Source organism: Coprococcus sp. AM11-30B (assembly GCF_027674365.1).
Taxonomy (GTDB): Bacteria; Bacillota; Clostridia; order Lachnospirales; family Lachnospiraceae; genus Allocoprococcus; species Allocoprococcus comes.
In genome coordinates, this window is the sequence record NZ_JAQDVB010000014.1 from 20,302 (window position 1) to 45,032 (window position 24,731).

Here is a 24,731-nt window from a genome sequence, read left to right on the forward strand (position 1 = left end):
GTTAATAATTTGTTATAATGAAGGACGGAGAAAATGAAGGAGGAAAATTTTAATGAAAAAGAGAATTGCAGCGCTGCTTTTAAGTACTGTGATGGCGTTTTCCTTAACAGCATGTGGAAACAGCGCAAAGACAGAAAAAGCAGACAACAAAGAAACCAAGCAGACAACCGAAGCCGTAGAGGATATGAGCTTCGATGAAATGGTGGATGCAGCCAAGGGTACAACCGTTACATTTTACGGATGGGGCGGAGATGATAGCTTAAATGACTGGCTTGACAACTACTATGCACCGCGTCTGAAAGAAAAATATGACATCACACTGGAACGTGTACCGATGGATATTGATGTGATTTTAAGTCAGCTTTCCGGTGAAATTTCAACAGATAAAAAAGATGGCGATATCGATATGATCTGGATTAATGGAGAAAACTTCAAGACCTGTAAAGAAAACAACATGCTTTACGGACCGTTTGCAGAAGAACTTCCGAACTTCCAGTCTTATATTGATACAGATGATGAAGAGACAAATGCAGACTTCTGCTTTCCGATTGAGGGATATGAAGCTCCATACGGAAAAGCACAGCTTGTTATGATCGCAGATACAGCAGTAACACCGGATCTTCCGACAAACACAGATGAGTTCATGGAGTTCTGCAAAGCGAACAAAGGAAAAGTAACTTATCCTGCATTACCTGACTTTACAGGAAGTGCATTTGTTCGTAATGTGATTTACGATATCTGCGGATATGAACAGTTCATGGATATGGAAGCTGATAAAGAGACTGTAAAAGCAGCAATTGAGCCAGCTCTTGAATATCTGCGTGAACTGAATCCATACCTGTGGAATGAAGGAAAGACTTTCCCGAAGGATTCTACGGCACTGACCAATATGTACTCTGACGGAGAAGTTGTAATGGATATCTCTTACAGTGCATATTCAACAGCTACCAATATTGAAAATGGTACTTACACAGAAACATCTCAATCCTTCCAGTTCGATAAAGGAACAATTGGAAATACAAATTACATTGCAATTGCAGCAAATTCAGGAAACGTAGCAGGAGCCCAGGTAGCAATCAACGAGATGATGGATCCGGAAGTACAGGCAGATCGTTTCACAGAGATCCGTACCATTCCGGTTGTAGATTACAAAAAATTAAACGATACACAGAAAGAAGCATTTGATAAAGTTGAAATCGGTAAGGGAGTAATCTCTCAGGATGAACTTTTATCAAAACGTCTTCCGGAAATGCCTTCCGCACTTGTACCGATCATCGAAGAGATCTGGGCAGAGGAAGTAGTAGGAAAATAAAATGAAGAAAAAAATGACACCTTATATACTGTTGGTGCCGCAACTTATATTAGGCGTAGTTTTTATTATTGGTCTGGGAACTGGAATCATCCAAAGTTTAGGGGTGATTCCAGCTTTTGGGTTAACGGAACCGACGCTGAAATATTATAAGGAGGTACTGACAAGGCCGGATCTTTTGCAGTCATTAAAATATAGTATGTACATTGCATTTATGTCGGCTTTTCTTGCCACAGTAACAGGAACATTTCTGTGTGCAGTTCTGGTGAGTGCCGGAAAAGTGCGCGGAATCATTATGCGGATCGTTCAGATTCCGATCATTGTTCCCCATGTTGTTGTGGCACTCTTTATTGTAAACATTCTTTCGCAAAATGGAATCCTTGCGAGAATCCTTGCAAATGCAGGACTGATTACGGATCAGCAGCAGTTTCCGATGCTGATCTATGACAGATATGGACTTGGTGTAATTCTTGCCTATCTGTGGAAGGAAATTCCATTCATAATCTATTTTGTGATTGCTCTGATGGCGAATATCAATGGCAGTCTTGGAGAAGCAGCGGCCAATCTTGGAGCGAATAAACTTCAGACCTTCATGAAAGTAACGCTTCCTTTATGTATGAATACAGTGCTCAGTGGTTTCCTGATCATCTTTGTATTTGCACTTGGAGCATATGAGCTGCCGTTCATACTTGGAGCAACGACACCAAAGGCGCTGCCGGTTCTGGCTTATCTGGAATATACCAAGCCGGATCTGCGGGCGCGACCGTATGCGATGGCGATCAATGGAATCCTGATCGTGATCTCTCTGATTGCAGCAGTTTTATATTACATATTACTTCGCCGGAGCACGAAGAAGCTGGCAGGTTAGGAGGAATAGGAAGATGAAAAGAAAAAAGAACATCTGGGAAGGCCTGATCATAGGCATTTTTATTTTCCTGGTTATCGTACCGATCCTTACAATCCTTGTCTGGGTGGGAACTGAGAGATGGGCGTGGCCGTCGCTCATACCACAGAAATTTTCTATGAGAGCGGTGAATGGAATACTGAGAAACAGGCAGCAGCTTGTGCGACTTTGTATGTCCAGTCTTTTCATATCGGCTTCGGTCGCGTTCCTGTCGGTTGTGATTGGAACAATGACGGCGAGGGCGCTGGAATGCTATGACTTTTTTGGAAAGCGGCTGTTTTCATTTATGTCGATGCTTCCGTTTCTTGTTCCGGGAACCGTGTTTGCGATGGGGGTTCAGATTACCTTTATCAAATGTGGATTAAGCGGAACCGTTCAGGGAGTCATTATTGTCCATCTGATCTGTTCTCTTCCGTATGCAGTTACGCTGATGCAGGATGGAACAAGAGCAATTGGGGTAAAGCTGGAGGAGCAGGCAAGAGTTCTGGGGGCTGGTGCGCTTCAGGCGTTTTTTAAAGTGACACTTCCGAATCTGTTTCCGGTCATGCTTTCTGCGTTTTCGATGGCATTTGTTGTTTCGTTCAGTCAGTATTTCTTGACGTTGATGATCGGCGGGGGAAATGTCAAAACATTTGCAATCGTCATGGTTCCATATCTCGGAAGCGGAGAACGTAATTTTGCCAGCATTTACAGTGTGATATTCCTGGTGATCATGCTTCTGGTGTTTGGAATACTGGAATGGATCGTGGGACGTTTTACAAAGGCACAGGAAGTAGAATATTATTAGGCAGGAGGAGCACATGAGTCTTACAATTAAAGAACTTTGTGTAGATTTACAAAAGACAAGAATACTGAAGAATATAAATCTGGAGATTAGAACGGGAGAATTTGTTTCGCTTCTTGGCGCCTCAGGCTGCGGAAAGACAACACTGTTAAAAAGCATTGCAGGTCTTCTTGAAACGCAGGAAGGGGATATCCGGATCGATGACACATCGATTACAAATCTTGCACCGGAAAAAAGAGGAACCGTGATTGTTTTTCAGGATCTCAGACTGTTTCCGCATATGACGGTAGAACAGAATATCAGCTTTTCGATGGATCTGAAAAAAATCCCGAAAAAAGATAAGCAGGCGCAGGTAGGAGAACTGTTAAAAGCTGTCCAGCTGGAAGGATTTGAGAAGCGTAAGATCCGGGAAATGTCCGGTGGACAGCGTCAGAGGGTCGCGCTGGCAAGAGCGCTTGCGGCAGATCCGAAAATTCTTCTTCTTGATGAACCATTTTCAAGCCTGGATGAGAATCTGCGGTGCGAGATGGCAGATCTGGTAAGAAAGCTGCATCATGAGATGGGGCTTACGGTCGTTATGGTCACGCATGATAAAGAAGAAGCGATGAAAGTGTCTGACCGGATCGCTCTGATGAAAGCTGGAGAAGTGCTTCAGCATGATAAGCCGGAGAGGATGTTCTACCATCCAGAGTCCAGAGCGGTGGCAGATTATATGGGACAGACAAATTATATTTTTGGGAAAGTGGAGAATGGCAGATTCGTAAGCCGGGCAGTTTCATTTGAGACGCAGAAAGCGGAAGGAGAGTATGAACTGATGGTCAGACCATCGGCGATCACGCTGACCGTAGATGAGACGGAAAGAATGTATCAGATTGAAGAAGTTATGTTTGAGGGGGAAACAGCAGAAATCCTGTTGAAGTATGCAGATGGAAAGCTGACAGTATGGATGCTTCACCGTGACTGGATGAAACTGGGGGTAAAAACAGGAGAACTGGTTGGCATCAAAATTGATGAAAGACAGGGGATTTTGTTTCAGAAGTGATAAAAGGAGAATGGTATGCGAAAAATAATTCATGATTGTGACTGTACGTTTGGAATTAACGGGTGTGATGTAGATGATGGACTGGCACTGCTGTATCTTCTGGGGGATCCGGAAGCAGAGGTCCTGGGAGTGACGACAACTTATGGGAACAATACGCTAGAGAAGGTTTACGAAAATACAAAGAAGTTTGTAAAGAAAATCGGGCATGACGAGTTGCGCGTTTACAAAGGTGGAGCAACACCGGGAGAAACCGAAAGTGAAGCGGCACATTATCTTGCCGAGATGGCAGAAAAATATGCCGGGGAGCTGGAAATTCTGGTGACGGGTTCCGTGACAAATCTTTATGGAGCCTGGAAACACAATCCTGAGTTTTTTCATCAGGTGAAGAGTATCGTATTGATGGGAGGAACAACAGAACCACTGATCTTTGCAAAGCGGGAAATGGATGAACTTAATTTCTCCTGTGATCCGCTGGCAACTTATACGACACTTACCAGTGGAACGGATGTTGCGGTTATTACGGGTAATAATTGCCTGAAGGTACTTTTTACAAGAGAAGAGTATGAAAGAGAACTTTCGGATCTGAGTAAGGGAGTTGTAAGGCTGATCAAGAATGAGACGGATTACTGGTTTGACAATAACTGGGATGAATATGGAATTCCCGGATATTATAACTGGGATGCGATTGCTGCGGCTTACTTGATGCATCCGGAACTTTTTGAGATACAGAGAGTGGACATGCAGCTGTCAACAGAAAAGCTTACAAAGGGAAGATTGATTTTGGCAGAGGATGAAACGAAAAAGAACTGCACCCTCAAGATCCCGGTGATCAGAGATGCGGACGAGTTCCGTAGAAATCTGTATGATACCTGGATGAACGTAGAAATTGAAACCGTGAAGTAGAGATGAAAATATCAATTATTATACCAACATACAATGAAGAATCGACAATTGAAAGGCTGATGGAGACACTGGAGCCGCTGAATGAAAGATGTGAGATTCTGTTTGTAGACGGGGGAAGCACGGATGGAACACTGGCACTTTTGAAGGACCGGTATCCGGTGATTCAGTCCCCGAAAGGAAGGGCAAAGCAGATGAACATGGGAGCGGAAGAAAGCAGTGGAGATGTACTTTTTTTCCTGCACTGCGACAGTGAAGTTCCACCTACAGCATTAGAAGAGATTGAGACTGTAATGAAAAAATACCGGGCAGGGTGTTTTGGAATTGCATTTCATTCATATAACTTTTTTATGTTCACCTGCAGGGTGATCTCCAATCACAGGATTAAAGACAGAAAAGTAATGTTTGGAGACCAGGGGATTTTCATTGACCGGAAGTTGTTTTTTGAAGTGGGAAAATTTCCGGAGATGCCGATTCTGGAGGATTATCAGTTTTCACTGATCCTCAAAGAAAAAGGGATTCCGCTCGGGATGACAAGACACAGGATTTATACTTCAGACAGAAGATTTGGCGGAAATACAATCGAAAAGCTGAAAGTAATGTGGCTTATGAACCGGCTGAGAGCCATGTACCGGGATGGTGTTCCGGCAGAAGAGATTGCAAAATTATATAAGGATGTCCGTTAGGGAGTCTGCTTTATGCAGACTCCTTTACTTATTCGGAAAATCAATAAAAGAAATAGAGAAAATCAATGATAAGTGTAAGGGATTTGATTGAATAAAGACTGAAAAAATAATATAATTATAATTTAAAGGGGAAGAAAATATGTCAGTTTATATTCAAAATTTTGTCAAATTTAAGCCGTTTTTAAAAGAACTGGTTTCAAGAGACGTGAAGGTGAAATACCGGCGTTCCATACTGGGGGTTTTATGGACACTGCTGAATCCACTTCTTATGATGACGGTTTTATCCATCGTTTTCTCAAATCTGTTTAAATTTGATATAGAGAATTTTCCGTTGTATTTGTTATGTGGGCAGGTTATTTTTAACTTTTTCAATGACGCTACGACAAATGCAATGTCAGCAATTATCGGGAGTGCATCTCTGATAAAGAAGGTGTATGTACCGAAATATGTATTCGTGATGTCAAGGGTGTGTTCCAGTCTGATCAATCTGATGGCATCCTGTGCAGCGTTATTTCTGATTATGATCGGTATGCGTGCGGAGCTTCACTGGACAATGCTTCTTTCAGTTGTGCCACTTTTTTTGCTGGTGGTTCTGGCTCTGGGGATTGGACTGATTCTGGCGACGATTGCGGTGAAATACAGGGATGTTCTGCACTTGTATTCGGTGCTGATGGCAGTGCTGATGTATCTGACACCGGTTATCTATCCAATGTCGATTCTGCCGGAATGGTTATACCATCTGGTAATGATAAACCCTCTGACCAGTATTCTGATCATGTTCCGGAATGTTGTGATCTATGGCAGACTTCCAGGTCTGGTGATGCTTCTGGTGACAGCAGCAGAAGCTGTACTGTGTCTTGGAGTGGGATGCTGGTTTTTTTATAAGCATCAGGATGGTTTTATCTTTGATTTGTAGGAGTAAGGATGGAGAAAAAAGTAATTGTAAAAGTAGAAGATGTTTCCATCAAATTCAGTCTGGCATCAGAGAAATTTGATGGATTTAAGGAATATTTTATACAGAGAGTAAAGAAAAAGATTACCTATCAGGATTTCTGGGCACTGCAGGATGTGTCGTTTGAAGTCTATAAAGGAGAAACACTGGGACTGATCGGTGTAAACGGAAGTGGAAAAAGTACGATGTTGAAAATCATTGCCGGTGTCATGAAACCAACCTGTGGCAGCGTTAAGACTTCCGGTGTGATCGCGCCGCTGATCGAACTGGGAGCAGGGTTTGATTTTGACCTGACTGCAAAGGAGAACGTATTTCTGAACGGGACGCTGCTTGGATATACCAGGGAATATCTGGAGAAGCACTATGAAGAGATTGTAGAGTTTTCAGAACTGTACCAGTTTATGGATGTACCGGTGAAAAATTTTTCATCGGGAATGTTTTCGCGTCTCGCGTTTGCGGTAGCAACAATCGGACAGCCGGATATTCTGATCGTGGATGAGGTATTATCGGTAGGCGATTTCCATTTTCAGCAGAAATGTGAAGCAAGAATTAACCGGATGAAGGAGAATGGAGCTACGATTTTGTTTGTTTCGCATAATATGGAGCAGGTGAGAAATCTGTGCAGCCGAATTGTATGGCTGGAACATGGAAGAGTTCGCAGTATCGGGGATGCAGATGAGTTGTGCAGAGAATATCAGGAAGCAGAATAAGAGGGAAAAATGAAAAAAATAAAAAAGATGGCAGCAGTTATTATACTGATTCTGATTGCATTTATTTATGGACATATTCATAAGACCCATGCGATTTATGACCGGACGGTTGAAAATGATCAGTATATCATGCTGGACGGATCACAGAGTCAGATAACACAGGAGTTTATCTGTGAGGAAGATTCGCTGGATGGAATTCAGGTGAAATGCCAGAATTTGCAGGAAGATCCAGAAGCAGAGATCCGAATTTATCTTCAGGATTGTGAAAATGGAGAAACGGTTGCGGAATCTGTGAAGAAGGTGGGAGATATAAAAACGGGCAAATTCAATGAATTTTCGTTTGATACGGTAACCAGATGCAGGGGGAAGGCGTATAAAGTAGTATTTGAAAAAGATTCTATTGCACTTTATACGGAAAAGACATCAGAGGAAGGAACAAATTTGAAAATAAATAGTGAAGAAAGTGAAGGAACTTTAATTTTAAAGACGGTTACATATCGGTTCGATATAGAAACATTTTGCGTATTTCTGCTGCTAGTATTGTATATCTGTGTTTTCTTTCAGTTTTTGAACTGGTTATTTTCCAGATAGTGTGGAAGTGAGAGGATTTGAAAAATGGAAAATGCTTTTTATATCGCAACATGTCGGTTTCATGTAAAAGAAAAAGACAGATTACTTATTACGGGATATTTTCTGGATAACAGACCAGATGGAAACCGGATTGAAATCCGGCTGGATGGAAAGAAACTATTTTATACAACGGATGGAATCCGTCTTCATCCGTTGAAGTTCCGTAAGATAAGAAAAAGACTTATAACCAAACAGTTTTTTCTTTGGATACATCTTCCGAAAGACTGGAGAGAAGCGTCCAGACTGGAAGTATTGCAGTCGTATCGTGGAAAAGAAGAATTGATGAAGACCTTTGCAGTCAGTGAATTGAAGAATCTGGAGAAATGGCTGGCAAACAGCATAGATAAGGTGAATACTGAAGAAAAAGGATTTTCAGTCGAGGGATGGTATTATAGAAGGAAAAATGCATCGATTCGGTTTCTGGATGAGAATCAGAATGAACTGGAGATGAAAGAAGAAAAAATCCGGCGTCTGGATGTGCTGCGAGAGTATCCGGAATGTAAAAAGGAAGAGATTGCCGGGTTTAAGGCATTTTATGAGGAAGGTATTCCGCGAAAACTGGAAGTATGCTTTGAAGAAGAAGAGAAAAATGCGGAAGAGATCATGAATCTCAAAAGAAAACTGCGACGTCAGAAAATGCTGGATGATTTTCGCAAAGTCAGAATCTATTATCGTCAGTTTGGAATCCGTGCAGCGTTTATCAGGGCGGGTGACAAATTGAGTGGGAAAAACGGTACAGAGTATGAAGAATGGCTGCGAAGACATGAGCCGTCCAGGATCAGACTGTACCGGCAGAAGAGAAAGCAATTTACCCGGATGCCGAAGATTTCGATTGTTGTTCCTCTTTACCGGACACCGGAAAGATATCTGCGGGAAATGCTGGATTCTGTAAGAGGACAGTCCTATCAGAACTGGGAGCTCTGTCTTTCAGATGGAAGCGGGGAAGATTCGTCGATTGCAGGGATTCTGGAAGAATACACAAAGAAGGATAGCCGAATCCGGGTGAAGGACAATAAAAAACAACTGCATATTTCGGATAATACAAATGTGGCACTGGATATGGCAACGGGAGATTATATCGCTTTTATGGATCATGATGATCTGCTGACACCGGACGCATTGTATGAGTGTGTGGCAGAATTGAATGAATATCCGGATACAGAGCTTATTTATACGGATGAAGATAAGATTACGATGGATGGAGAAGAGTATTTCTTCCCTCATTTCAAATCGGATTTTAATCCAGATATGCTTTGTACAACAAATTATTTCTGTCATCTGGTGGTTGTTAAAAAGGAATTATATCAGGCGGCAGGAAAGTTGAACGGCGAATACGATGGTGCACAGGACTATGATTTTGTACTCCGGTGTGTTGAGAAGACCGATAAGATCCGGCATATACCGAAAATCCTATATCACTGGCGAGCATGCGAAGGATCTACAGCAGGCAGTGCAGACAATAAATCCTATATTGTGGATGCAGGTGCAAAAGCGGTAAGAGCGCATTACAGAAGAATGGGAATTGAAGCAGAAGTCATTCCAACGAAGTATCCGGGAATGTACCGGACGAAATATCCGGTAAAACAAACACCTAAGATATCGGTTATTATTCCAAACAAAGATCACACAGATGATCTGATCAAATGCCTGCGATCGATCCGGGAAAAAAATACCTATGAGAATATAGAAATTCTTGTTATAGAAAATAACAGCCAGAAAAAGAAAACGTTTAAAGATTATAGAAGGATCATGCATGAGTATCCAAAAGTTAAGGTTCTGTACTGGAAAGGAGAAGGATTCAATTATCCGGAGATCAATCAGTATGGAATTGATCATGCGACCGGCGAATATCTGCTGTTTCTGAACAACGATACAGAAATGATCGGCAATGACTGTATTAAAGAAATGTTGAGCTATTGTATGCGGGAGGATGTAGGTGCTGTCGGAGCGAGAATGTATTACGAAGATGGAACGCTTCAGCATGGAGGAGTGATCATCGGACTTGGAGGAGTGGCAGGACATGCATTCCTTGGCATAGACGGAGATTCGCCGGGATACTTTGCGAGGGCGCAGGTGGTCCATGATCTGAGTGCGGTGACCGCAGCCTGTATGATGATGAAAAAACGGGTGTATGAAGAAGTTGGAGGATTTGACTCGAAGTTTGCGGTGGCATTTAATGATGTAGATCTGTGCCTGAAAATACGAAAAGCCGGATATCTGATCGTATATGATCCATATGCGGAACTGATTCATTATGAATCCAAGTCAAGAGGATATGAAGATACGGAAGAGAAAATCGAACGTTTCCACGGAGAAGTAAATCTGTTTCAGACAAGGTGGAAAGATTTCCTGAAAAAGGGTGATCCATATTACAGTCCGAATCTGACACTGGATCATAATGATTTTGGACTGAATCATCTGGCAAAAGTGGAGAGGAGATAGGAGATGTTCAATAAAATGTCTCTGTATCGGGTAAAAAAAGGATTCGTATATCTGCGGTACTTTGGACCAAAAGAATTTCTGATACGATTAAAAGAAAGAATCCGTATTCAGAAGATTGATTATGAAAAATGGTATGAGAATCACAGACGAACAGAAGAGGAATTGGAAAGTCAAAGGCAGGAAGCATTTGCGTATGCACCCCTGATCAGTATTGTCGTGCCGGTATATCAGGCACCGGAAGAATTTTTGAGACAGATGATTCTGTCTGTATGCCGTCAGACGTATAAAAATTGGGAATTATGTATGACTGTTTCAGATGAAGAGAGACACAGAATGGAAGAAATTCTGGAAGAGGATGAGTTCAAAGAAAAAGCGATTCACCTGATCGGTATTTCAGAAAACAGAGGAATTTCTGAAAATACAAATGCAGCGATAAAGGAAGCTACCGGAACATATATCGGTTTTTTGGATCAAGATGATCTGCTCGCGCCGGATGCATTGTACGAGATGGTAAAGAAGTTGAATGAGTATTCGGAGGTCGGACTTCTTTATTCAGATGAAGATAAAGTGACGGCAGATCTGAAAAAACATTTTCAGCCGCATTTTAAACCAGATTTTAATCTGGATCTGTTGCGAGCCAATAACTATATTTGTCATTTTTGCGTGATAAAAAAAAGTCTAATTGAAGAAATAGGTGGATTAAGAAGTGATTTTGACGGAGCACAGGATTACGATCTCGTTTTCCGCTGTGTGGAAAAAACGATAATGGCGCATGTGCCGAGGATTCTTTATCATTGGAGGGTACATCAGGTTTCTACTGCGGACAATCCAATCAGTAAAACTTATGCATTTGAGGCTGGACAGCGTGCCATAGAAGCACATCTGCTAAGATGTGGTGAACATGCAGAAGTTTTACCGGAACTGGATAGAGGGTTTTATCGTGTCCGGTATAAGATGCAGGGGAATCCAAAGATTTCCATTCTGATTCCCAATAAAGATCATATAAAAGATTTGGAGAAATGTCTACAATCGATTTCCAGATCGGATTATAAGAATTATGAGATCATAATTATCGAAAATAACAGCGAAAAAGCGGAAACATTTGCTTATTATAAAACAATAGAGTCAGACCGGATCCGGATTCTGAAGTGGGAGGGATCATTTAATTATTCGGCGATCAACAACTACGCAGTAAGCGAGACTGATGGAGAATATCTGGTACTTCTGAATAATGATACAGAAGTGATTGGAAAGGACTGGCTAGGAGAAATGCTTGCGAACTGCCAGAGAAAAGAAGTCGGGATTGTCGGAGCAAAGCTTTATTATCCAAATGGTCAGGTGCAGCATGCTGGAGTCATTGTTGGGATTCGGGGAATTGCTGGTAATATGTTCCGGGGACTTCCAAAAGGTTATTCCGGGTATCTGCACAAAGCAAGTACTCAGCAGGATTTGTCAGCGGTGACCGCAGCCTGTATGATGGTAAAGCGTTCTGTATATGAAGAAGTGGGTGGATTTGAGGAGCAACTTGCAGTGGCGTTCAATGATATTGATTTCTGTCTGAAGGTACGCAGATGTGGATATCTTGTAGTGTATGATCCTTATGTGAAACTGTATCATTATGAATCCAGATCGAGAGGGGCAGAAGATAATGAGGAAAAGATCAGAAGATATCAGTGTGAGATTGATTATGTACGCCGGAACTGGTCTGAAATCATGGAAAAAGGAGATCCGATGTACAATCCTAATCTTACGCTGGTGAAGTGTGATTATTCTTTGCGTGAAAAAGAAGATGGATAGAGAAAAGATGGTGGTATTTTGATAAAGAACAATCAGCGGATGTTAAATAAAGCGCAGGTATGTATGGATGCGGGAATCATTGGTGCTACATATTTTTTCTCATGGTATCTGAGATTTAAAAGTGGGCTTTTTGTGCAGGACGCAGGAGTTCTGCCGGCGAAAACGTATTTTTCAGCTTTGTTTTTAATAATCCCTGGATATCTGCTTTTGTATAGTATTTTTCAGCTTTATATGCCGAGGAGGGTAAAAAGTTACCGTAAGGAGCTGATGGATATCATCCGTGCCAATGGAATTGGATTTATGATCTTTATCCTGGTACTTTATTTTATAAAGCAGGAGCATTTTTCAAGACAGATGCTGTGTATTTTCTTCTTTATAAACATCTCGCTGGAATTTGCTTCGAGATATCTGCTTCGCACAATTTTGTGGAAAATGCGAAAGCAGGGACTGAATCAGAAACATATCCTGATGATTGGAGAGAGTCAGATGGCAGAACAGTATATGGACAGGCTGAGAGAGAATCCAAAGTGGGGATATCAAGTGTTTGCCCATCTGAAAGATGAAGAGAAACTGGAAAGAATACTGGAGGGGAATGAACTGGATGAGGTTGTGATTGCGCTTCGTGCGGAGGATTATGGAAAACTGGAGCGGATTGTGGATGTCTGTGAGAAGGCAGGGGTACACACGAAAATGATTCCTGATTTTGGAAATGTGATTTCTACCAGGCCTTATATTGAGGATGTGCAGGGGATTCCGGTGATTCATGTCCGCAGAGTTCCACTGAATATCATGCGGAACAGGGTGGCAAAGAGGGCAGTTGATCTGATAGGGGCAACGGTTGCAATCATTCTTTTTTCACCGGTCATGCTGCTTACTGTGCTGGTGGTTGCCTTGACAGAGGAAGGGAGTGTGATCTACCGGCAGGAAAGAGTTGGACTGCATAACCAGGTATTTTATATGTACAAATTTCGGTCTATGATCATGCAGGATGAAGAAAAGGAAAAAGCAGAATGGTCTACCAGGAATGATCCGAGGATTACACCGGTTGGAAAGCTGATCCGCAGAACAAGTATAGATGAATTGCCGCAGCTTTTTAATGTGCTGAAAGGGGAGATGAGTCTGGTGGGACCAAGACCGGAAAGACCGCAGTTTGTGCAAAAGTTCCGGGATGAAATTCCACGTTATATGGTAAAACATCAGGTACGTCCGGGAATGACTGGATGGGCGCAGATCAATGGCTACCGGGGAGATACTTCCATTGAGAAGCGGATCGAATATGATCTTTACTATATTGAGAACTGGACAATGATATTTGATATGAAAATATTGATTCTGACAATTTTTAAAGGATTTTTTGACGGAAGATGAAGATAGATGTGATCATACCGGTCTACAGACCGACAGAAAAACTGCATAAAGTATTGTACAGGCTCTGCAGACAGACGCACCTTCCGGAGCAAATCATTCTGTTACACACCAGGGATGGGATAAAGCTGGATGTTTCGGTTTGTAAAGACCGGGTTTCTGTTACAGAGATTCCGATTTTGGAAAAAGAATTTGATCATGGAAGAACCAGAGAGCAGGGAATCTGGATGTCAGATGCAGATATTGTGGTCATGATGACCCAGGATGCAGTTCCGGCAGATCCGTTTCTTTTGGAAAAGCTTTCAGAAGTATTAAATGAGCATCCGGATGCTGTGGCAGCTTATGCCAGACAGATACCGGGTCAGAACTGTGGCCTGTTGGAAAAATATACGAGAGTTTTCAATTATCCCCCAAAAAGCCAGATTAAATCGCAGAAGGATTTGCCAAAACTGGGAATAAAAACTTATTTTTGCTCCAATGTGTGTGCTGCTTATCGGAGAGGAGTCTATCTGGAACTGGGAGGATTTCCGCATCCGGCCATCTTCAATGAAGATTTGATCTTTGCAGCAGGAGCAATCCAAAATGGATGGAAGATTATTTATAAAGCAGATGCACGGGTGATTCATTCTCATGAGTATACTTACAGAGAGCTGATAAGGAGAAATTTTGACCAGGGTGTATCGCAGGCATGTCATCCAGAAATATTTGAAAAAGTAAAGTCAGAGAAAGAAGGCATACACCTTATTTGCACACTTGTGAAAAAGCTTTTAAAAGAAAGAAAATATTTGCAGATTATACAGCTGTTTGTGGAAAGCGGGTGCAAATATCTGGGCTACCAGATGGGAAAACATTACCGACAATTACCGGAAAGTTTCATCATGAAACTGACAATGAATCATAATTACTGGAGAGGAAGGAATGATGAGGATGCTTAAAAAAATTGCAGGATGGTCATGGAAGAAAAAGATAATAGTGATTATTTGCGTAGTGTTGACACTTGTTCTGGGGGCGGCAGGTGCCGTATTCGGATATGCTGCCAGTAAAGTGAACAAAATTCAGAAGATTGAAGTAAAAAAAGAAACGTTGAAAGAGTCTATTACAGAAGAGGTGGAGCATAAAAGCGGATATCTGAATGTGGCAGTATTCGGGCTGGATTCTAGGGATGGGTCACTAGATAAAGGAAATCGAAGTGATACGATCATGATCGTAAGTTTGAATCAGGAAACTTATGAAGTGAAAATGGTATCGGTGTACCGTGATACTTTTATGCGGCTGAAAGATGGAAGTTATAATAAGGCGAATGCAGCCTATTCTTATTTCGGACCGGATGGGGGTGTTGCTCTTTTGAATGAGAACATGGATATGAACATTGAGAAGTATGTATCTGTGAACTTTAATGCCTTAGTCGATGTAATTGATGCGGTGGGAGGAATGGATCTGGAGCTGACTGATGCAGAAGTAGTCCACATGAATAATTATTGTGTGGAGACTTCTGAAGTAACCGGAAAAAGTTATAAGAAGATTGAGCCGGAAGTCGGAGGTAGCTATCATCTGAATGGAGTACAGGCGGTTTCTTATGCGAGAATCCGTTATACAGATGGTGGAGACGCGCAGCGTACAGTGCGTCAGAGAATCGTCCTTCTGAATATCATGCAGAAGCTGCAGCAGATGGACCTGACGACGATCAATAAGATTGCTGACAGTGTTTTTCCACAGATTGCAACCAATTTTTCTTTTACTGAAATTCTGAATTATGCGAAAGATTTTCAAAAATATAGAGTAGGTGAAACACTTGGATTTCCAAATGTAAGATATTCCAAAATGCTTTCTAGAGTGGGAAGTACAGAAATTGCAGATACACTGGCATCCAATGTTGCCGAGGTACATCAGTTCCTGTTTGGAGATACAGATTATCAGGTATCCGGGACGGTGAAAGGAATTGATGATGAAATAAACGATGCGCTTTCCAGTGGAAAATATGAGGAAGCAGACGAAACTGAAAAAGAGGATGAAAAATCGGAAGATAAGACATCTGAGGAAACAAATCATACAGAAACAAATATAAAAGTAACGGAAGATGGAAATGCAGGAACGGATTCCGGCAGTTCATCGGGAGACAGTGGTTCGGGTTCGCAGGCAGTGACAGAACCGCAGCAGCCGGATACAGAAGCACCACCGGATTACTATGAGGAAGATTACTATTACGGTGATGATTAGAGGAGGAAAAAGGAAATGAGAAAAAGAACAAAGTGGTTATGCAGTGTATTGCTTGTTGCAACAATTGGTCTGACAGGATGTGGACAGAAACAGAAGACAGAAAGTAGGGCAGAGAAATCTGATGAAAATCATTTTGTAGGAGAGTGGATTGTTGAGCCGGAGTATGCAATCAGCAAGGTTGGAGATGAAAATACGCTGTTTGTAGATGGAAGGGGAGAAAAAAAGGCAATCCTTGGAACTGTAAAAGGTGCAATTGCTACAGTATGGCAGGACTGGAGTATTACAGAAGGAAAGCAGGGAGATGAGAAATGGGGGTGCATCCAGGAGCCGGAACAGCTGGAAGAGACTCTTGGCAATCTTGGAATTACAAAGGATAAAGAAATTATTCTGATCGGTGAGACCCTAGATGGATGGGGAGATGATGCGAGACTTCTCTGGGAACTCCGGGCAGCCGGATATGAAGATGTGAAGATGGTAGATGGCGGATGGAAGGCGTTGAAAGACAGTGGAATCAAGACACAGTTCCTCGCATCCAAACCGGAACCGGCAGAAGTAAAAATCGATGAAATTGATTATTCCCATGTGATGACAACCGAAGAATTACAGAAGAATTATGACGAGTACAAAATTGTGGATGTGCGTACTGATGAAGAATATGAAGGAGCAATTCTGTATGATGAAGCAAAGGGAGGACATCTTCCGGGAGCAATTCATATCCGGTACACAGATCTGTTCAATGATGCAGGATATCTGAAATCCAATGAAGAACTGACAAAAATGTTTGAGGATGCCGGACTGTCTAAAGATGATGAGATCGTCACTTATTGTACAGGAGGAATCCGCTCGGCATATACACAGCTGGTAATGGAAATGTGTGGATTTGAACATACATACAATTATGATCAGTCATTCTGGAGATGGACTGTTGTTGGAGATGTAGAATAATGGTTAGCGTTTTGATGTGTACTTATAACCGGAGATTTTGCCTGCAACAGGCGATTGACAGCGTACTTTGTCAGACGTATCCGGATTTTGAATTTGTCATCGTAGATGACGGATCGACCGACGGAACAGAAGAACTGATTAAAAGCTATCAGGATCCACGGATCAGATATTTTAAACTGGATCAGAATTCGTTTTACTGTTATGCGGCAAATCATGGGCTTGATCACTGCCAAGGAGACTATGTGGCATTTATGAACAGCGATGATGCATGGCTGCCGGATAAACTGGAAAAACAGGTGTCAGTTATGGAACAGAACCGAATGCTTGGTGCATGTTTTACAAGAGTGTATCTGGTAGATGAGAGCGGCAATGAGATATCGGAAGAATGCAGAGATATGGCAGCACTTTTTGACAGAAAGTGTACGACACAGAACGAATATCTGCATACGCTTCTGCAATCTGGGAATTTTCTTTGTCATCCTTCGGCGCTGGTCAGAAAATCCGTTTTGGACAAGATTGGATATTTCAATCTTTTGTATCGTCAGCTGGCGGATTATGACCTGTGGCTTCGGCTTGTAAGTGAGTCAGAGATCACGATTTTGGAGGAACGGCTGATTCGGTTTCAGTGGGATATAAAAGGGAAAAAACAGATCAGCATGTCGACAAGAGAAAATTCGGTGCGTTCATTTAATGAATCTGTTATGATCCGAAAAAACTACATTGAAAAGATGTCTGAAAAAAATTTTTTCCAGTTTTTCAGGGGAGATTTTCAGAATCCGGATTCTACATCACATTTACAACTGGAATTTGAAAAGGCATTCTGGCTGATGAAATGTACAACTAAAGAGCCAGGACTGAAAGCGGCAGGGATGGAAATGCTGGAGAGGGCTATGAGAGAAGAGAATGCAATGGAAACTTTAAGAGCGCATTTTCATATGGATATTTTTGATTTGTATCAGTGGACTGGAGAGCATATGTATAAGACGCCATGGCTTATAAGTGAAATTGAAGAAGGAAGCCAGCAACTGGCGTATTATAAAGATATTATCAGACAGAAAGATGAGTATATCGGGCAGCAGAAAGAACAGCTTGAAAAACAAAATGCAGCGATTGAACAGCAGCAGGAATATATAGAAGGACAGCGAAGGCAGACCGCGCATTATGAAAAACAGCTGGATGAACTTGGCAGACGGATGGAACAGAAAACAGGGCAGCTTAAGAAATATGAGGATAAGATCAGAGAGCAGGATGAAATGATCCAGATATATGCAAATTCAACCAGCTGGAAAATAACAGAACCGATGAGAAAAATCATGCGTCTGCTGAAAAAATAATTTATAGAAAAGATGAATATACTTAATCCGGGATAAGGACAATCAATTAGTGAATAGATTGCAGATATGTTATAGTTAGAAGAAAGAAGATTAGACGAGGAGAAAAGATTATGAAAAGAACAGCATTATTTCTTGCAGGAATTCTTGCGCTTTCGTCATTTTCAGGATGTGGTGCAAAGAATTCGGAATCAGACAGCAGTGAACCATTTGAAGGAAAGTATGTAGTAACCGCCGACTATGTGAAAGAAAATCTGGACGATATCATCGTAGTGGATGCAAGAGGTGAAGATGAGGCGAAAAAAGGTACTGTAAAAGGTGCAGTGGCAACGACATGGCAGTATCTGGCAACCTGCGAAGACGGGGAAGCGGGGGATGCAAACTGGGGATGTATTCTTGATACAAAGCGCCTGAGCGAAAGATTAGGAGAGCTTGGGCTGGCAAAAGATAAGGAAATCGTGCTTTTTTCAAATGCGGAGAAAGGCTGGGGAGAAGATGGCAGGATTGCATGGGAGCTGATCGCGGCAGGCTATGAGGATGTGAAAATCGTAGATGGCGGGATCAAAGCACTGAAAGCAGCAGGAGTTGAGACTGTCAAAGGAGCAGCAGAGCCGAAACCGGTATCGGTAGAAATTGATTCGATTGATGAAACGCATGTGATCAATACGGATGAGCTGAAAGAGATTTATGACGACTGTAAAATTGTGGATACCCGTACAGATAAAGAATACAATGGAAAGACAATGTATGGGGAGGCAAATGGGGGACATCTTCCAGGGGCAATCCAGATCCGTTATACGGATTTATTTAACAGTGACAGTACATTAAAGAGTAATGAAGATCTGACCAAGATGTTTGAAGATGCAGGACTTTCAAAAGAGGATCATATTATTACTTACTGTACCGGAGGAATCCGTTCAGCTTATATGCAGCTTGTAATGGAAATGTGTGGCTTTGAAAATTCAGAGAACTATGACGAATCTTTCTACAGATGGTGTGTGGAAGGAAATCTGGAGAAATAAAAGAGAAGCAGATCAACGAGATCTGAACATCGTATGAATATGAATGGATTTGAAAAAGCGGGACGTTGGCAATTTAGTCAGCGTCCCGCTTTTGTAACCTTTTTGGGAATAATTATTATTTTACAATTTTTTTCTTACCGAATGCAATGATTGCGCCAAGAGCAGCGAGCATTGCAACTGCGAGAGAAGCGATAGGAGCGGTATCTCCTGTCTTTGTTGTAGCAGCAGTAGTGGTTTTACCGTTATTCTGGTTTTTATTGCTATCTTTGCCATTGTTGTCTTTCTTTGTATCAGGATCAGCGACAGGATCTGTTACAAAATGCTTCTGGATCACTTCACTTTTTGCACCGTTTTCGATGGTGAATACGTTAGTGATTCCGGCTTCTTTGAGAAGCTGAGTTGCTTTTGCAGCACCTCTTGCTCCACTGTTGCAAAGAACGTAAATTGTTTTTCCTTCAAAATCTGCTTTGTGAGCAGCTACATATTCTGTAAATGCTTTTGCAAGATCATCCGGAAGTTTGTTATCTTTGTCAAAAAGTGGAAGGGAAAGGGATCCCTTTAAGTGTCCTTTGGTGTAAGATTCTGTAGAACGTACATCAAGGATCAGGTAATTCTTTGTATCAGACATTTTGTTGATCACATGAGTATCAGATACATAAATGGAAGCAGCTTTTACATCTTCATTTTTTGCACCACCAGTGATGGTATGAACTTTTGCAAGATCATATCCGGCAGCTTTTAATAAAGCAGTAGCAGCTCTTGCACCACTTGCACCACTGTTGCAGAGAAGATAGAGTTCTTTTTTCTCAAGAGTGGCTTTGTTGTCTGTTACATATTTTGTGAAATCTTTGGAAAGCTGGTCATCTGTAGTTTTGGCAACTCCGTTTGCATTGAATACAGGTGTTGACATAGAGCCTTTTAAGTGTCCACTTCCATAGTTACCTGTCGCACGGACGTCAAGGATTACTACGTCGTCTTTTCCGACAGCAGCAACAGCTGTTTTTCCGTCTACGGCATTTCCGTCTGTTCCAGACATTGCGTACAGAAGTTCCAGACCTTTTGCACCGTTTTCAATGGTGTATACTTTACCATCTTCTTTGATGCTTGTGTTATAGCCAAGTTTGTTAAGAAGCAGAGTTGCTTTCTGCGCACCTCTTGCACCACTGTTGCAGATAATGTAGATTGGTTTGTCTTCTGTTATTTTTGAAGGAATTTCTTTTATGAAAGCATTTTCAAGCGCTTCCGCTTCAGCAGTGTCAAGTTTGTTGTTATTATCAAACAGAGACTGAGAAATAGATCCCTTCAAAGTACCTGTCTTTGTCTGTGCGTTTGAAGAACGTACATCAATAATGTATGCACTTCCGTCTTTTGCAGCGGCAATAGCATCAGTTCCGCTTACGAATTTGTAGCCGTCTACAGTTACAAAAGCACTTTTTACTGTTTCATCGCCTGCACCACCGGTAATGGTGTAGATTGTGTTCTTGTCAACACCGTTGTCTGCAAGTAATGCAGTGGCGGCTCTTGCACCTCTTTGGCCGCTGTTACAGAGGACGTATACTTTTTTGCCGGTAAATGTAGAAAGATTGGCTTTCACATATTCAGCAAAAACTTTTGCATATTTGTCCTGATTTGTTGGAGCAACAATCTGCTTGCCTTCTTCATTCAAATAGAAAACAGGAAGGGAAATAGAATTTTTCAGATGTCTCTCTGCATAGTTTTCTGTTGTACGAACATCGAGGATTACTACATCAGATGAATCAACAGCAGCTACGGCTTCAGCACCGGTTACAGCGTTGTTTGTTCCAAGGAAAGCGTAGCGTACTTCAAGGCCTGTTGCTCCGTAAGTAATAGTGTGAATGTTGTCAAGAGAATATCCTGCAGCGTTTAATAAAACGGTAGCAGCTTTTGCACCTGCGTTTCCACTGTTGCAGAGAACATAGATTTCTTTTCCTTCAAGAGCGGAATTTCCGGTTACAGTTTCTGTGAAAGCTATAGCGGTAGGTTTATCGGAACTGTTAACAACACCATCTGAAGTAAATACTGGTGCAGAAATAGAACCTTCAATATGTCCCTTGTTGTAGTTTTCAGGTGTGCGTACATCTACGATAACACCAGAGCCGGCTTTTGCATTTTCGATGGCTTTTGATCCGTCTATAGGATTACCATCTGTGCCAAGTTCCGTGTAGCGACCAGCGATATCAGTAATAACATCCGAAGTTTCTTTAGAATCATCAGCTTCAGTAGAAGCTTCTTCTTCAGAAGATTCCCCTTCAGGAACTGTTACTTCTTCCTGGTTTTCCTGATCTTCAGAAACAGTAGTCTGCACATCACTTTCTGTAACGGCATCAGCAACCGGATCAGCGGCAAAAGCTGTCAAAGAGCCGTTCGCAAGTAATGCGAAAGACAGAAATACTGGTAATAATTTTCTTTTCATTTTTCCTCCTTACTCTCAAAAATAGGTTACGATTACATTGTAACAGTTTTTACAAAAATTTCATAATTGTTTTAATCTATATATAAAAACGGAATAGATAAAATCTATAGGTATAATTGAGAGATTTTATTAAACTAACTGCTGTTTCGTGGTAGAATAAAAAGATAAAAGTAGAAAAAAATGCAGGTGGAATAGAAGGACTCTGCGTGATCGAACCGTCGGTGCATGGTGATCAGCGTGGATATTTTATGGAAACTTATAATCAGAAGGATATGGAGGAAGCCGGACTTACGATGAAGTTCGTACAGGATAATCAGTCCGGTTCTGGAAAAGCAGTGCTGAGAGGACTTCATTTTCAGAAGAGATATCCGCAGGGAAAGCTAGTCCGGGTGATCCGGGGAACCGTATTTGATGTGGCGGTGGATATCCGGAAAGGAAGTGCCACCTATGGAAAATGGTATGGAATTGAACTGTCGGAAGAGAATAAAAAGCAGTTTTACATTCCGGAAGGATTTGCGCATGGATTTCTGGTGCTGAGCGACCAGGCAGAATTCTGCTACAAATGTACGGATTTTTATCATCCGGATGATGAGGGCGGGATTGCCTGGAACGATCCGACGATCAACGTTGCATGGCCAGAGCTTGATGTGCCATACAGAATGAGTGAAAAAGATAAAAAGTGGGGAAGGCTGGGAGAATAAGATGGAAAGAATTCAGGGATTAAAAGAATATGTACAGACAGAACATTATCTGGAAGGAATCGGGATCGGGAAAGAAGAGCAGAAGGAAATTCAGATTGCCTATCAGCCACTGGCACAGGGCGAATATAATATCAACTACTGGTTCGTACACCCACTGACCGGAAAGAAACTGGTGCTTCGTGTCAATACAGGAAGCCAGATGCATCTGGAAAATCAGATTGAATACGAATATCATGCATTGGAGCTCCTGGCGGATTCAGGACGGACGCCAGTGCCGGTTTTTGTAGATGGAAGTAAGAAGGAACTGCCGTATGGTGTGATGGTTATGGAGTTTCTGGAAGGGAGTGCACTGGATTATCGGAAGAATCTGATGGAAGCGGCAGAATGTCTTGCGGATATCCACAGTGTTCCGGTAAAAGAAACGGATGGACTGATATCGCCATCGAATCCACTGCAGGCGATTCTGGATGAATGTAATCAGATGGTGCAGACATACTACGAGTCTGATCTGGGAGAAGAAAAGAAAAAAGTACAGATCCGGCGTCTTCTGGAGCTGGGACAGGAGAAGATCAATGAGATCCGGGATTATAGTGGATACAGATGCTGTATTAACACAGAGCTGAATTCGGGAAATTTCCTGATGAATGGCGCAGGAAAAGACAATTATCTGGTTGACTGGGAAAAGCCGCTTTATGGTGATCCGGTTCAGGATCTGGGGCATTTCCTTGCACCAACGACAACTTTCTGGAAAACAGATGTGATTCTGACAGAAGAAGAGATGGCTGATTTTACAAGAAAATATATCCAGGCGGTAAATGGCAGATTTGATGTGAGTGGAATCGAAGAACGTCTGAACATTTTTATTCCGATCACGTGTCTCAGGGGAATTACATGGTGTGCAATGGCGTGGGTAGAATATCAGGAGCCGGGAAGACTGATCCGCAACGAAGAAACATTTAAAAAGATGGAAGACTATTTAAACAGGGATTTTCTGGATATGATCGAAGAAAGATATTATAAATAAAGATTTCAGGGATACGGAGTAATAAAATTCTGCGTATTTCCACATACTACCCATATCGAATAAAATATGGAAAATATGTGGAACACAGGAGGAATAGAATCAATATGAAAGCTACAGGAATTGTCCGCCGGATCGATGATCTTGGCAGAATTGTCGTTCCGAAGGAAATCAGGCGCACGCTACGTATCCGTGAGGGTGATGCACTTGAAATTTTCACCGACCGGGAAGGAGAAATCATTCTCAAAAAATACTCACCGCTTGGGGAAATGGGAAATTTTGCAGACCAATATGCGGAAAGTCTGGCACAGACGCTTGGATATTTGGTGTGTATCACAGATACAGATCAGGTGATTGCAGCAGCAGGACCGGGGAAGAAAGAATTTCAGGAACAGCTGATCACAAGACAGCTTGCGGAAGTGATCGCAAGAAGGGAGCAGTTTCTGGCATCCTCTATGGATCGGAAGTTCACGGTCATCGTGTCGGGACAGAATGCAGAACTGAAATGGCAGGTGGTAAGTCCGATCATCTGCGCCGGAGATGCGATCGGTTCTGTCGTGATCCTGGCAAAGGATGGCAGGAAAAAACCCGGTGAGTTGGAACAGAAGATGATACTCTGCGCAGCAGGATTTCTGGGACGACAGATGGAACAGTAAAGGAATATTTCATAAGAATCTCTCATAGTATAAAAGGACAGGAGGGGTTCTTATGGAAAAAAAGCTGTTTGGAAATATCTGTTTTACAAGACTTGTGAAAGCACTGATGCTTTCTTACTTTCTTACGATGCTGATGCTGCTCGGGCTGTCCTTTGGGCTGTATAAGTTTGACTTAAGCGAGAAAACAGTCCGGATCGGGATCCTTGCGGTTTACATAATTTCCACATTTGCCGGTGGATTTGCCATGGGAAAAATGGGGAAGACAAGGAAATTCCTGAGGGGATTTATGCTTGGAATGCTCTATTTTCTGCTACTGCTTGCAATTTCAGCAGGGATCTACCGGAGCGTGCAGGGGGGAATGCAGATGATGATCGCCTGGATCCTCTGTGGGGCAGGCGGAATGCTCGGTGGTATGGTGTCCTGAAGGGGCGGAGATGGGGACTTTTATTTTTAAATCCGGGGGAAGCAGAAGCTTCGGAAGGAGCAGTAATGACTCCGGGCACTTGCATGAATGTAAGGATTGTAAAGAAAAACTGGATTTTGCCCATTTGTTTCAGATTGGATTTTTGCGTTGACGGTATCAAGGAATATGTGCTATACTGTATCACATAATGAGCAAAGAAGGAGGATATTACAATGAAACACATTAAAACATTGAATACACAGACTCTGAACAATACAGTAAAGAAGGGCGGATGCGGAGAATGCCAGACATCCTGTCAGTCAGCATGCAAGACTTCTTGTACAGTAGGAAATCAGACTTGCGAACACAGCAAATAAGAGATATTTGTAAGTGTAGTGAATAAGTATGACAAGCAGGCAGCGGCTTTAAAGCCGCTGTCATTTGACGTATGAGGAAAAATTTGAAAAATAAGGATAGAAA

The 24,731-nt window shown here is 42.0% G+C and carries 22 protein-coding genes and 1 pseudogene; 22 read left to right on the plus strand and 1 reads right to left on the minus strand.

Translation table 11 applies throughout. The features are described from left to right. Positions 1-52 precede the first annotated feature (52 nt). From PGU50_RS10440 to PGU50_RS10520, 17 genes and pseudogenes are all read left to right on the plus strand, one after another. Positions 53-1,312 carry an ABC transporter substrate-binding protein gene (locus tag PGU50_RS10440; RefSeq protein WP_270246916.1) on the plus strand — a complete coding sequence of 420 codons (1,260 nt, stop codon included), beginning with the start codon at positions 53-55 and terminating at the stop codon, positions 1,310-1,312. Between the two features lies 1 nt (position 1,313). Beyond that, positions 1,314-2,177 carry an ABC transporter permease gene (locus tag PGU50_RS10445; protein WP_055158570.1) on the plus strand — a complete coding sequence of 288 codons (864 nt, stop codon included), beginning with the start codon at positions 1,314-1,316 and terminating at the stop codon, positions 2,175-2,177. 13 nt (positions 2,178-2,190) lie between these two features. After that, the gene (locus PGU50_RS10450; RefSeq protein ID WP_270246917.1) at positions 2,191-3,000 is read left to right on the plus strand and encodes an ABC transporter permease; all 810 of its coding nucleotides are present in this window, start codon (positions 2,191-2,193) and stop codon (positions 2,998-3,000) included. Positions 3,001-3,013: 13 nt separating this feature from the next. After that, positions 3,014-4,039 (plus strand): ABC transporter ATP-binding protein, encoded by a 1,026-nt coding sequence (locus tag PGU50_RS10455; RefSeq protein ID WP_270246919.1) that lies wholly within the window; start codon positions 3,014-3,016, stop codon positions 4,037-4,039. Positions 4,040-4,054: 15 nt separating this feature from the next. Next, entirely contained in the window at positions 4,055-4,942 is an 888-nt protein-coding gene (locus PGU50_RS10460) for a nucleoside hydrolase (RefSeq protein WP_270246920.1), read from the plus strand. A gap of 5 nt (positions 4,943-4,947) precedes the next feature. Continuing rightward, positions 4,948-5,625 (plus strand): annotated as a pseudogene (locus PGU50_RS10465) (TIGR04283 family arsenosugar biosynthesis glycosyltransferase); the annotation flags it as partial. A gap of 139 nt (positions 5,626-5,764) precedes the next feature. Then, positions 5,765-6,541 (plus strand): ABC transporter permease, encoded by a 777-nt coding sequence (locus PGU50_RS10470; RefSeq protein ID WP_270246921.1) that lies wholly within the window; start codon positions 5,765-5,767, stop codon positions 6,539-6,541. An 8-nt stretch (positions 6,542-6,549) separates the two neighbouring features. After that, positions 6,550-7,287, plus strand: a complete 738-nt coding sequence (locus tag PGU50_RS10475) for an ABC transporter ATP-binding protein (protein WP_270246922.1) — start codon at positions 6,550-6,552, stop codon at positions 7,285-7,287. Between the two features lie 9 nt (positions 7,288-7,296). After that, positions 7,297-7,878, plus strand: a complete 582-nt coding sequence (locus tag PGU50_RS10480; protein WP_055247767.1) for a hypothetical protein — start codon at positions 7,297-7,299, stop codon at positions 7,876-7,878. A 24-nt stretch (positions 7,879-7,902) separates the two neighbouring features. Then, positions 7,903-10,359, plus strand: a complete 2,457-nt coding sequence (locus PGU50_RS10485) for a glycosyltransferase family 2 protein (RefSeq protein ID WP_270246924.1) — start codon at positions 7,903-7,905, stop codon at positions 10,357-10,359. Between the two features lie 3 nt (positions 10,360-10,362). After that, entirely contained in the window at positions 10,363-12,156 is a 1,794-nt protein-coding gene (locus PGU50_RS10490; RefSeq protein ID WP_270246925.1) for a glycosyltransferase family 2 protein, read from the plus strand. A gap of 18 nt (positions 12,157-12,174) precedes the next feature. Next, on the plus strand, positions 12,175-13,524 hold the full coding sequence (locus tag PGU50_RS10495; protein ID WP_270246927.1) for an undecaprenyl-phosphate glucose phosphotransferase: 1,350 nt from the start codon (positions 12,175-12,177) through the stop codon (positions 13,522-13,524). Continuing rightward, the gene (locus tag PGU50_RS10500) at positions 13,521-14,456 is read left to right on the plus strand and encodes a glycosyltransferase family 2 protein (protein ID WP_270246928.1); all 936 of its coding nucleotides are present in this window, start codon (positions 13,521-13,523) and stop codon (positions 14,454-14,456) included. The genes PGU50_RS10495 and PGU50_RS10500 overlap by 4 nt, the downstream gene beginning before the upstream one ends. After that, positions 14,449-15,738 (plus strand): LCP family protein, encoded by a 1,290-nt coding sequence (locus PGU50_RS10505; protein ID WP_270246929.1) that lies wholly within the window; start codon positions 14,449-14,451, stop codon positions 15,736-15,738. Before PGU50_RS10500 ends, PGU50_RS10505 begins: the two co-directional genes overlap by 8 nt. A 15-nt stretch (positions 15,739-15,753) precedes the next feature. Continuing rightward, complete coding sequence (locus tag PGU50_RS10510) at positions 15,754-16,683, plus strand: rhodanese-like domain-containing protein (protein WP_270246930.1); 930 nt, start codon at positions 15,754-15,756, stop codon at positions 16,681-16,683. Next, a complete protein-coding gene (locus PGU50_RS10515; protein ID WP_270246932.1) occupies positions 16,683-18,017 on the plus strand; it encodes a glycosyltransferase in 1,335 nt (444 codons plus the stop codon). The genes PGU50_RS10510 and PGU50_RS10515 overlap by 1 nt, the downstream gene beginning before the upstream one ends. Before the next feature lie 110 nt (positions 18,018-18,127). Then, complete coding sequence (locus PGU50_RS10520; protein WP_270246933.1) at positions 18,128-19,036, plus strand: sulfurtransferase; 909 nt, start codon at positions 18,128-18,130, stop codon at positions 19,034-19,036. Positions 19,037-19,151: 115 nt separating this feature from the next. Here PGU50_RS10520 and PGU50_RS10525 read toward each other — a convergent pair whose 3' ends face one another. After that, complete coding sequence (locus PGU50_RS10525; RefSeq protein WP_270246935.1) at positions 19,152-21,470, minus strand: rhodanese-like domain-containing protein; 2,319 nt, start codon at positions 21,468-21,470, stop codon at positions 19,152-19,154. A gap of 206 nt (positions 21,471-21,676) precedes the next feature. On the opposite strand from PGU50_RS10525, the gene rfbC reads away from it, so the two are divergent. The 5 genes from rfbC (at position 21,677) to scfA (ending at position 24,628) form a co-directional block, all read left to right on the plus strand. Beyond that, positions 21,677-22,171, plus strand: coding sequence for a dTDP-4-dehydrorhamnose 3,5-epimerase (gene rfbC / locus PGU50_RS10530; RefSeq protein WP_442872532.1), 495 nt, complete (start codon positions 21,677-21,679; stop codon positions 22,169-22,171). A gap of 1 nt (position 22,172) precedes the next feature. Beyond that, positions 22,173-23,195 (plus strand): aminoglycoside phosphotransferase family protein, encoded by a 1,023-nt coding sequence (locus tag PGU50_RS10535; protein ID WP_117823002.1) that lies wholly within the window; start codon positions 22,173-22,175, stop codon positions 23,193-23,195. Positions 23,196-23,299: 104 nt separating this feature from the next. Then, on the plus strand, positions 23,300-23,848 hold the full coding sequence (gene spoVT / locus PGU50_RS10540; protein ID WP_022220492.1) for a stage V sporulation protein T: 549 nt from the start codon (positions 23,300-23,302) through the stop codon (positions 23,846-23,848). 52 nt (positions 23,849-23,900) lie between these two features. Continuing rightward, positions 23,901-24,272, plus strand: a complete 372-nt coding sequence (locus tag PGU50_RS10545) for a TIGR04086 family membrane protein (RefSeq protein ID WP_008369690.1) — start codon at positions 23,901-23,903, stop codon at positions 24,270-24,272. Positions 24,273-24,484: 212 nt separating this feature from the next. Further along, complete coding sequence (scfA, locus tag PGU50_RS10550) at positions 24,485-24,628, plus strand: six-cysteine ranthipeptide SCIFF (protein ID WP_008369659.1); 144 nt, start codon at positions 24,485-24,487, stop codon at positions 24,626-24,628. Positions 24,629-24,731: the final 103 nt, after the last annotated feature.